General features: G+C 41.5%; 8 protein-coding genes. 4 read left to right on the forward strand and 4 right to left on the reverse strand.

Annotated features, from left to right (window positions below; all coding sequences use genetic code 11):
• Window positions 1-255: SGNH/GDSL hydrolase family protein (locus tag WBJ10_RS13545; RefSeq protein ID WP_424291175.1), on the forward strand; the 255-nt coding region annotated here is incomplete at its 5' end.
• A 56-nt stretch (window positions 256-311) separates the two neighbouring features.
• On the opposite strand, the gene WBJ10_RS13550 is transcribed toward WBJ10_RS13545, so the two are convergent.
• From WBJ10_RS13550 to WBJ10_RS13560, 3 genes are read right to left on the reverse strand one after another with little or no spacing between them, the layout of a single operon-like run.
• Window positions 312-1,040, reverse strand: a complete 729-nt coding sequence (locus tag WBJ10_RS13550; protein ID WP_424291177.1) for an MIP/aquaporin family protein — start codon at window positions 1,038-1,040, stop codon at window positions 312-314.
• A gap of 23 nt (window positions 1,041-1,063) precedes the next feature.
• Window positions 1,064-2,551, reverse strand: a complete 1,488-nt coding sequence (gene glpK, locus WBJ10_RS13555; RefSeq protein ID WP_424291179.1) for a glycerol kinase GlpK — start codon at window positions 2,549-2,551, stop codon at window positions 1,064-1,066.
• Between the two features lie 5 nt (window positions 2,552-2,556).
• Window positions 2,557-4,158 carry a glycerol-3-phosphate dehydrogenase/oxidase gene (locus WBJ10_RS13560; RefSeq protein ID WP_424291181.1) on the reverse strand — a complete coding sequence of 534 codons (1,602 nt, stop codon included), beginning with the start codon at window positions 4,156-4,158 and terminating at the stop codon, window positions 2,557-2,559.
• Window positions 4,159-4,313: 155 nt separating this feature from the next.
• Here WBJ10_RS13560 and WBJ10_RS13565 point away from each other — a divergent pair, with 155 nt between their 5' ends.
• The 3 genes from WBJ10_RS13565 to WBJ10_RS13575 all read left to right on the forward strand — a co-directional run bounded on the left by WBJ10_RS13565 (window position 4,314) and on the right by WBJ10_RS13575 (window position 10,129).
• A complete protein-coding gene (locus WBJ10_RS13565) occupies window positions 4,314-5,078 on the forward strand; it encodes a DeoR/GlpR family DNA-binding transcription regulator (RefSeq protein WP_424291183.1) in 765 nt (254 codons plus the stop codon).
• Between the two features lie 31 nt (window positions 5,079-5,109).
• Entirely contained in the window at window positions 5,110-6,369 is a 1,260-nt protein-coding gene (locus WBJ10_RS13570) for an NAD(P)-binding domain-containing protein (protein WP_424291185.1), read from the forward strand.
• A 166-nt stretch (window positions 6,370-6,535) separates the two neighbouring features.
• Complete coding sequence (locus WBJ10_RS13575; RefSeq protein WP_424291187.1) at window positions 6,536-10,129, forward strand: PKD domain-containing protein; 3,594 nt, start codon at window positions 6,536-6,538, stop codon at window positions 10,127-10,129.
• Between the two features lie 28 nt (window positions 10,130-10,157).
• Here WBJ10_RS13575 and WBJ10_RS13580 read toward each other — a convergent pair.
• On the reverse strand, window positions 10,158-10,813 hold a 656-nt coding region (locus tag WBJ10_RS13580), incomplete at its 5' end, for a S26 family signal peptidase (protein ID WP_424291189.1).

Below are 10,813 nucleotides of genomic sequence, written 5' to 3' on the forward strand. Positions count from 1 at the left end.
CACACCTTAATGCCCGTAAATCACACGTTTAACAAGTTCCCAAATCATTATGGAAAAGATGAACATATCTTATTTGTAAACGACGCGATCAGGAAGATGGCTGATAACAAGAATGTGTTTGTTATCGATCTATATCCGGCCTTCCTTGACAGCGATAAAAGACTGATTTCTGAATATACCCACGACGGCTTGCACTTAACTGCTGCAGGCTATCAGCATTGGGCACGGATATTAAATGAGGAAATGAGAGAATGAGCAAATTAGGAAATTCGCTAATCTCTAATTTGCTCATCTTCTAATTTGCTAATTCTTTAATTAAGGATATTAAACAATACAGCTGCTAAACTTGCCCCGATAAGTGGACCGGCAATTGGAATCCAGGCGTACGACCATTCACTTGAGCCTTTTTCGGCCACTGGAAGTATAGAATGCATAATCCTTGGGCCTAAGTCACGGACAGGATTTATAGCATATCCGGTTGTTCCTCCTAGAGATAAACCTATTGCCCAAACCAGGAACATGACAGGTATTGCACCAATAGAGCCCAGTCCAAGCGGGGTTTTTGTGTCGACAATTTCTGCGTTTGTTATATGGAAGATCACAATAAGAAGAACAAATGACCCGATAATCTCACTGAATAAGTTTGCTAAATTATTTTTAATGGCAGGCCCTGTACTGAATGCAGCCAGCTTCAGTCCTTTGTCTTCAGTTGCCTTGAAATGATCAATATACTTCAACCACACGAACAAAGCCCCAGTCATTGCCCCAAGTAACTGCGCCAAAAAGTAACTGGGTACCATCGCCCAATCAAATTTACCAACTATAGCAAGTCCGATGGTTACAGCCGGATTTAAATGCGCTCCGCTGTATGGACCAGCCACAACAACACCAACAAAGACTGCGAGTGCCCATGCTGTGGTAATTGCTATTAATCCCCCTCCATTCCCTTTAGTTTTACTTAAAACAACGTTAGCAACTACTCCGTTGCCTAATAAAATTAATAATGCGGTTCCTAAGAATTCGGCTACAAATGGGGTCATTCCGTTTATATTTAAAATTAAATCTACAAACTTACATTAGCTTTCGCTGCTTTAATTGCGCGATTCCAGCCGTCTATTAACTCATCATAATTCTCAAGCTCTTCTGGCTCGAAGTTTCTGTCTACCTGCCATTGTTCGCCGATTTCATCTATCCCACCCCAAAATCCTGTCGCAAGCCCCGCTAAATATGCGGATCCTAGCGCGGTCACTTCGGTCACTTTTGGTCTTATCACACTACACTTTAAAATGTCGGCCTGAAACTGCATGAGCAGATTATTTGCTGTGGCACCCCCATCTACACGCAGCTCACTTATTGGCGTACCTGCGTCAGCTTCCATAGCCTTCAGAACATCCATTGTTTGGTATGCAATGCTTTCCAATGCTGCCCTGGCAAAATGCCCGGAATTAGTCCCTCTTGTAATGCCCGTTATTGTTCCCCGGGCATGCTGATCCCAATGCGGGGCTCCCAGGCCGGCGAAAGCAGGAACCATATAGACACCGCCTGTGTCTTTGACGCCGGCTGCCAAATTTTCTACCTCTCCCGAGGTTTTAATGATCCCAAGTTCATCTCTAAGCCACTGAACAACAGCGCCACCAATAAAGATACTACCTTCAAGCGCATAGCTCACTTTTCCATCTATTTGCCAGGCTATCGTAGTCAGCAGGTTATTAGCTGATATTTTCGGCATTGAACCAATATTCATAAGCATAAAACAACCTGTTCCATAAGTATTCTTCACCATCCCCACTTCGGTACACATCTGTCCAAACAAAGCAGCCTGCTGGTCGCCAGCTATCCCAGCAATAGGAATTTTTGCAGCCAGAATATTTCCGGCAGTTTCGCAATATACCTCGCTTGAAGACTTAACTTCTGGAAGCATCGAATTTGGAATTCCAAACAGGTCGACAAGTTCCTGGTCCCATTTCAATGTGTTAATATCATAGATCATGGTACGCGATGCGTTGGTCACATCGGTTACATGAGTAGTCCCGCCTGACAATTTCCATATAAGCCAGCTGTCTATGGTTCCCATTAACAGTTTCCCCTCATCAGCCTTTTGACGTGCTCCCTTAACGTTTTCGAGAATCCATTTCACCTTTGTCGCAGAGAAATAGGAGTCGATTATCAATCCGGTTTTTGCCCGGATCATGTCACCATTTACTTTACGGATAGAATCGCAATAATCTGAGGTACGGCGGTCCTGCCAGACAATTGCATTATAAACTGGCAAGCCGGACTCCTTATCCCATACAACAGTGGTTTCTCTTTGGTTTGTAATTCCTATCGCATGGACATCTTTGGCGCCAATACCAGCCTTTACGATTACTTCCGCGGATACAGAAAGCTGGCTGGACCATATTTCTAATGGATTATGTTCCACCCATCCAGGCTGTGGATATATCTGTTCGAATTCCTTTTGAGCAATTGCTTTAATGTTACCTTTTCGGTCAAAAACTATAGCTCTTGAACTTGTCGTACCCTGATCCAGTGCTAAAATATAATCTGCCATAAATGCTATTTAGTTATTAAAATTTCTTCTTTTTCTATAAAAGGCTCCAACAAATATTGACTTGCAATTAACCTAAATTCTTCCATCTGTTCAGCAATCCAGTCGGAATTACTTCCATTTTCCAGAGCCATTAACCTGGCAACTTCCCCGCTCATTTCAATGGCCGCCCTGACATCCACAAATAAAATCCTCAGGCGCCGCGCCAATACATCTTCAACAGTATAGGCCATTTCATTTCTTACCGCCAAAATAACCTCTGCTTTTATATTCGGAAATTTAGGATGTAAACGAACATTCCAATCTGGATTTTCCTTTACCAAACCTTCAATTATGAGCCTGTCGGTGCCATATATTTTCAAATGGCTTTCTAAGGTACTCACTTCCGAAGAGTGAATTTTTAAATCCTTTGTCACACAGGGACGGTCACCGAGATTAGCCGTCCGTATGGCTTCATCTACCGTTTCTTCAGACATTTTTCTATAAGTAGTCCATTTACCCCCGGTTATGGTAATTAAACCGGAGTCAGAAACAATCAGTTTATGATCACGGGAAATTTCCTTGGTACTGTTGGTGTCATTCTTCCCGGGGGCTGCTAGCGGGCGAAGGCCTGCAAACACACTCAGGACATCCTTTCGCGTGACGTCTTTTTTAAAATATTGCGATGCAGTGCTTATAATGAAATCAATTTCCTCCTCCAATGCTCTCGGTTCCAGGCTTTGGGTTTCGATAGGTGTATCAGTCGTGCCCACCAATAAACGGGAATGCCATGGCACAGCAAAAAGAACGCGTTTGTCAGAAGTTTCGGGGATCATAAGTGCAGTTTCGCTGTCCAAAAAGGATTGATCCAACACAACATGTACACCCTGGCTAGGGCGAACAAGCTTTTCGGCATCTGGAGTATTCATTTGCAGAATATCATCGACAAAAACGCCAGTAGCGTTAATTACGGCCCTGGAGTTTAATTTGTACTCCTTTTCGCCAAGCACATCCACAACACGGACACCTGACACTTTACCGTTTATATCTTTTAGAAGACCAGTAACTTTAACATAGTTAAGGACGGTGCCCCCCTGTTCCATACAGGTTTGAGCTATATTTACAGCCAGTCTCGCATCATCAAACTTGCCGTCAAAATAGCTTATACCTCCCAAAAGTCCCTTGTCATCCAGGCCCGGAATTTTCTCGCAAACTTCCTTACGGGATAAGAACCTCGACTTCCCGAAACTGTATTTTCCGGAAAGCCAGTCGTACATCTTCAATCCAGCTAAATACTTGGCAACCGAAAACCAGTTGAAACAAGGAATTATGAACTCCTCTTTCGAAACCAGGTGGGCCGCATTAACCTGAAGGCGACCCCTCTCTTTCAATGCCTGATAAACAAGGGAAATATCACCCTGCGCCAGGTATCTCACCCCTCCGTGTACGAGTTTCGTACTTCTGCTTGAAGTGCCTTTCGCAAAATCGGACTGCTCTAGTAATAGCGTTCTAAATCCACGCGAAGCTGCATCCAGGGCAGTACCGAGACCGGTAGCCCCGCCTCCTACAACTATAAGGTCCCACTCATCTTCTGAACTTAGAATTCCCCTGTCCTGTTTATGGTACTGCATAAAGATAATAAATCGAAATAATACGCAATTATAGTAAACATTTCGAAACCTTTTAGTTATTCTATCAAAAAAAATACCCCTTACAAAGAACCGATCTGACAAAGAAAATTTTAATTAATTTTCCTATTTTGCAGTATCACAAAAAAGGCCATTTAATGAGTAGTTTAGCGGAAAGACACCAGTATATTATAAAAAAGCTGCAAAAGGAGCAATACATAAATGTGGTGGATTTATGCTCTGAATTAAAAGTTTCATCAGTAACGATTCGAAAGGATTTAAAACTGCTGGAAGATAAAAACTTACTCTTTAAAATCCACGGAGGCGCCACATTGAGTAATCCTTATACGGTCGACCGTTCCGTGAATGAAAAAGAAAAACTTCAATCAACGGAGAAAACGAGCATCGGGCAGGTGGCAGCCGATATGGTTATGGAAAATGATTCCATTATTATCGCATCCGGCACTTCAGTGCTTGCTTTTGCACGATGCCTCCCGGTAAATTTGAACTTAACGGTGATTACTTCAGCGTTGAATGTCGCTATGGAATTGTCAAGACATCCCAATACGGAAGTTATTCAGCTTGGGGGTATGATGAGGAAAAGTTCCACGTCAGTAATGGGACCATATTCTGAAGAAATTTTAAAAGACTTTTTTTGCAATAAGCTATTTCTTGGGGTAGACGGAATTGATCTGGAGTTTGGACTCACAACTACCAATATGATGGAGGCCCACCTGAATCGTCAAATGATAAGTGTGTCGCAGAAAACCATTGTGCTTACTGATTCAACCAAATTCGGTAAACGAGGTTTCGGTAAGATTTGTAATATCGAGGAGATCGACCATATCATCACCGATAAGGGAATATCGGACCATACTGTTAAACAACTTGAGAGCATGGGCATAAAGGTTACAATTGTTTAAGTTTATTTAACATCTAGATCACATCTGTATAATGAATATTGGAATCATCGGTCTGGGAGACATGGGCTGCATTTACGCAAAATCATTTGTTAAGGCAGGTTACCGTGTGTATGGGTGTGATCTTCCGCATCGGACTGAACTACTTAAAGCAGAGCTTGCCACTTTTGGTGTAGAGGTTCTGGAGGATGGCAAGGAAGTATCGCGAATATCGGATGTCATATTTTATTCTGTCGAAGCCGAGCGCATCTCTGAGGTAGTGAGCCAATATGGTTCTTACACGAAGTACGGAGCAATCGTTGCTGGCCAAACCTCTGTTAAGCATCCTGAAATTGAAGCATTTGAAAAGTACCTTCCGCAGGATGCGCATATCATTACCTGTCATTCTCTGCACGGCCCTGGGTTTGATCCTAAAGGCCAGAAGATGATCGTTATTCCCCATCGCACAAATAAAGAAGCATACCAACGTATGACTGATCTTTTATCATCGCTGGGTTCTGTCATCAATGAAATCCCGGATTTCCACGACCACGACAAAATAGTAGCTGACACGCAGGCAGTAACACATATGGGATTTGAAAGCATGGGAACAGCCTGGAAAGAAGCCGGCTTTTTCCCATGGGAGAATGCGTCCTACCTGGGCGGGATTGACAACGTAAAGATACTTATCACCTTAAGGATTTTTAGCTACAAAGCCCATATCTATGGCGGACTAGCAATACTGAATCCATATGCACGCCATCAGATTAAACGGTATGCAGAATCCGAATCTGAACTCTTTAAGCTGATGATTAAAGAAGAAGAAGAAGCATTCAGAAAGCGATTGTATGCGGCCAAGGATTTTATTTTCGGAAAAGATCACAAACCTCTTATGCTTGATGAAAAAGTAATGCAGGAGTTCTCTCTTTCTGCGGGTTCTGAAAGCCGAAAACCAAACTCTCACCTGAGTCTACTCAGTATGGTGGATGCATGGCATCACCTGAAAGTAAATCCCTACGATAACTTGATATGCCAGACGCCGCCATTTCGCCTAAGACTTGGTATTGCAGAATACTTGTTTAAGAATGATGAATTGCTTGAAGAATCAATTAATGCAGCTTTGTTCGATAAAACCATACGCGGAGACGACCTCGAGTTCCACTCAGCGGTTAGGGAGTGGTCGTCTTTAATTGTTTATGGCGACATGGAAGGCTATAAACAACATTTTAATCTGGTTAAATCGTTTTTCTCCGATAGACTTGACCAGGGTAGAATACAAAGTGCAGAGTTGATTCGGAAATTGCAGATGGAATAGACAGAAGTTAGGGGGCGGAAGTCTGACAGCTTTTTTTTGATATAAGCGAAGCAAAAGAGATTATTTCTCGTTAATATAGTTACTGATGTTCCTAACGGACCTCTTAATACAAAATATGAGGCGGACGAGTGCAAATGTTTTCTTACATTTATTTTTTCGCTTCAAGTTGATTACACAATTACGCACCCTTCTCAAAGTTGCATTCCTAGTTACAATCTTGTGGTTTGGAAATCTAAATTCTAGTAAAGCCCAAGGTACGTCGAATAAAGGTACCGACTTTTGGGTAGCATATACTGGACATTTAGATGGCACTAATTCAAGATTAACATTATTTATAACTTCCCAACAGAATGCCGTCGTTACGGTAGATGCGGGAGGATCAATCTTACCAATTGTAAATCTGTCTGCAAATCAAGCCGTGTCTGTATTAATTGATCCTACTGTTAGAACTAATACATACGTTGGCACTTCTGACATAGTAGAAACTAAAAAAGGGATTCATATAACCTCGGATGTTCCTGTAGTTGTCTACTCCCTCATTTCTTTTGCTGCTAGATCTGCTGCAACTCTGGTTTTGCCCACCAAAGCATTAGGGAATGAATACTTTGCAATGGCTTATAACCAATTTACTAATGCTAATTCTTTTTCCGAATTCACTATTTTGGGTGTGGAGGATGGCACGAAAGTAGAAATTACGCCTACTGCGAATAGTACTAATAATTTGCATCTGGTTGGTGAAACTTTCGAAATAAATCTAAACAAAGGGGATGTTTACCAGTTTCAATCACTGACAGATGTAACCGGTTCAAGAATTAAAACTATAGGGAACTGCAAACCAATTGCTGTATTTTCTGGCAGCACATTCAACGGCTTTTGTGAGCCTGGCAGTACTGTAAATCCGACCTCAAGAGATAATTTATATCAGCAACTTTTTCCTGTTTCGGCATGGGGGAAAAATTTTATCACAGCGCCCTTTTTCAATGCATCGAAAGGATCAGTCGACATTTTCCGCGTTTTCATTGCTGAGGATGAAACTACTCTTACCATCAATGGTTCCACGAATTTCGCGAATACTACATCCCTTTCTAACCCATACAAAAAAGGCAGCATTGTAACTTTTCACGGCAATACTGCTAACTCAATTAGTGCGGATAAGCCAATTAGTGTAGCACAATTCCAAATCACTCAAAATTGCAACTCGTTTAATAATCCTGGTGATCCTGAGATGACGATTTTAAATCCTGTGGAACAAACTTTAAAGGATGTAACCCTTTTTTCGGCATTGAGAAATTTAACATCACCGCCGACAAATATAACGGCTCACTACATTAATATTTTGCTAAAAACTGCAGATATCCCGACTCTCACATTAGATGGTGTGAAGCCGAACGGTTCTTTTGTACAAATAAATTCAGAATATAGTTATATAATTGTAGATGTCACGGCTTCATCCAACGTTAATCCTACACATCGCATTATATGCAATAATGGATTTAGTGCAATAGCTTACGGTTATGGACAGGTTGAATCGTACGCCTATCTAGCCGGCACAGACATCAAAAATCTGAATTTTAACCTACAGATTTTCGAACCTGGTAATAGCATCGCAAAAAGCAGTGTTTGTATTGGAAGAGATTATAATGTAACACTTCAGATTCCCTACACAACCAATAAAATTGTATGGAACCTAAATAACGGGACAATAGTGGAAACGATCAATCTTCCCACCCCGACCCAAACTACCATAAATGGGCTACCCGCATATTTATATCAGTACAAATTATCAGCTTCAAACCTGAATGCGGCTGGCTTATTTTCACTTAAAGCCACAGTAACTAACCCGGCACCTACCAGTTGCTCTCCTGATGAAGATATATCAATTAGCTTTGATGTGTTACCAGTACCAATAAGCAGTTTCACAGCTAGCAATCTTCAAACATGTATAGCTTCTCCACTTAGTTTCACCGACACAAGTACGCCGAATTCGACAAATATCGTTAAATGGTACTGGGATTATGGGGATGGAGTTAAGGAAACGAAAACCGCTGCAGGTCCTGTTAACCATAGTTATTCAGCACCTGGCGATTATATAGTTTCATTACTTGTAGAATCAGAAGGCGGTTGTGTTTCCTCTCCGGGTATTCCACTGGCAATTCATGTAAATAAAACACCGGAGGCATCGTTCACTGCAGCAGCATTGAAGTGCGAAGATCAACCTATACAATTTACAGACAAATCCCTGGCCAATGAAGGGGTGGTTGTAAAATGGAACTGGGATTTTGGGGATGGAAACAGTTCTTCCGCACAAAATCCCGCACATACTTATACAACACCAGGAAAATATATGGTAAAGCTTATTATTGAAACAGATAAGGGCTGTATAAGTAGTGTGTTTAATTTGGACGTTTTAGTCAACGTATTACCTACTGTGGATTTTGAAGTGCCTGACTTTTGTCTGGCTGATGGTTCCGCACAATTTACTAACAAAACCACTATTTCAGATGGCACAACATCTCAATTAACGTACCTCTGGGATTTTGGCGATCCCCTTGCCAATGCACAGCGCCCGAATACATCTACGGCACAAAATGCATCACATAGATATACAAAGGCAGGCCGTTATACGGTAAAACTGACGGTAAAATCGCCAAATGGGTGTGAGGAAACGTTAAGTAAAGAATTTGTCGTTAATGGCAGTGTACCAAAAGCTGATTTTGCGATTAAAAATCCCACTGGCCTTTGTAGTTATGGTCCAGTTGAGTTTGAAGATAAGGTGATTGTGGAATTAGATGAGGAAGTCACTAAGATAGAATGGATATTTGATTTAGTAAATAATCCTAATGTTAAAGTGGTCGACGATGAACCTTCACTCCGGGCCGCTCCAACGCGTATTTACTCTCATAAATACCCCACTTTCACGTCGCCTGCATCCATAACATACCAGGTAAAAATGCTTGCTTATACGGGAGGAACTTGCGTGAACATAATAACTAAAAGCGTAACTGTATTTGCAGTACCGGAAGTTCAATTTGATGTTATTGCAGATATTTGTTCTGATTCAGGCCCGATTCAGCTCACCCAAGCAAAAGAAATTCACGGAATCCTTAACGGAACTGGTACCTATAGTGGCAAGGGAGTTAGCGCCAGCGGAATTTTTAACCAGGCAAATGCAGGGATTGGAACACATACTTTGACGTACACCTTCCTTACCGACAATGGTTGTACAGATTCGAAAACACAGAACATTACAGTCAATCCGGCTCCAAAAACTGACATTGGGCCTGATTTACTCGTGTTAGAAGGGCGCACTGTTAAGTTGCCAGCTACTGTTTCTGGAAATATCGTATCATACAAATGGTTTCCCTCTACATTTTTGGATAAAGACGATATTTTGATCCCTGAAGCTACTCCTACAGACGATATAACTTATACTCTAACAGTCACTACCGATAAAGGCTGCACAGCAATTAGTAAAATTTTTATCAAAGTTTTAAAAATGCCTCAGGTACCCAATACCTTCACTCCAAACGGAGACGGTGTTAATGATACATGGAACGTGAAATATTTGGAGGATTATCCCGGCGCTACGGTTGATATTTTTAACCGTTACGGTGTTAAGCTTTATCAGATTGTAAATTATTTGGCCCCATGGGATGGGACGAAAGATGGATCAGCCCTACCTGTTGGAACTTATTATTACGTAATACACCCAAAGAACGAACGTAAACCGATGTACGGTTCGGTTACCATCGTGAGATAATATGCAGGTCGAAAGCCTCACAAATCTTTCAATTCACAGGTCTCATTATCCGGTCCCACCGAACCCGTTCCAGCAAAGGTGCACTTTTGTCCAAACTTAGCCAGCTTATCATTGCTTTACCCACAATATGATCCTCCGGAACAAAACCCCAGTATCGTGAATCCTCAGAGTTGTGGCGGTTATCCCCCACCATCCAGTAGTAATCCATTTTGAAAGTGTAAGAATTCGACTTTTTGCCGTTTATAAATATATCGCCCTCAAAAACCTCAACCTTATTGTTTTCGTAGACTTCTATGGCAGTCTTATAAATGGCCGTGGTAGAATCATTAAGCGTTACCGTCCAGCCTTTCTTAGGTATAGTGATAGGACCAAAATTATCCCGGTTCCAGTTGTATATTCTATTTTGAGGAAATATACCTTCCTCATAAACCCCCTCCGGACTAATTACTTCAATGATTGATCTTATATTTTGACGACTACTAAAATCCATATAACTGGAGGAAGGAATGATCATTACATAATCGGTGGCATTAATTTGCTGAAATACCTCAATATTTAAATCCTTGAGCAACTCCGGGTTTATACTATTACCATCAGTTTTAACCAGGAAGGAAGTTTGAGCTTTAGGAGCATTTCTAAATATTTCATCATTGATAAACGCTTGAGCATTTACCATTGAAATAA

Source organism: Daejeonella sp., from assembly GCF_049655485.1.
Taxonomy (GTDB): Bacteria; Bacteroidota; Bacteroidia; order Sphingobacteriales; family Sphingobacteriaceae; genus Daejeonella.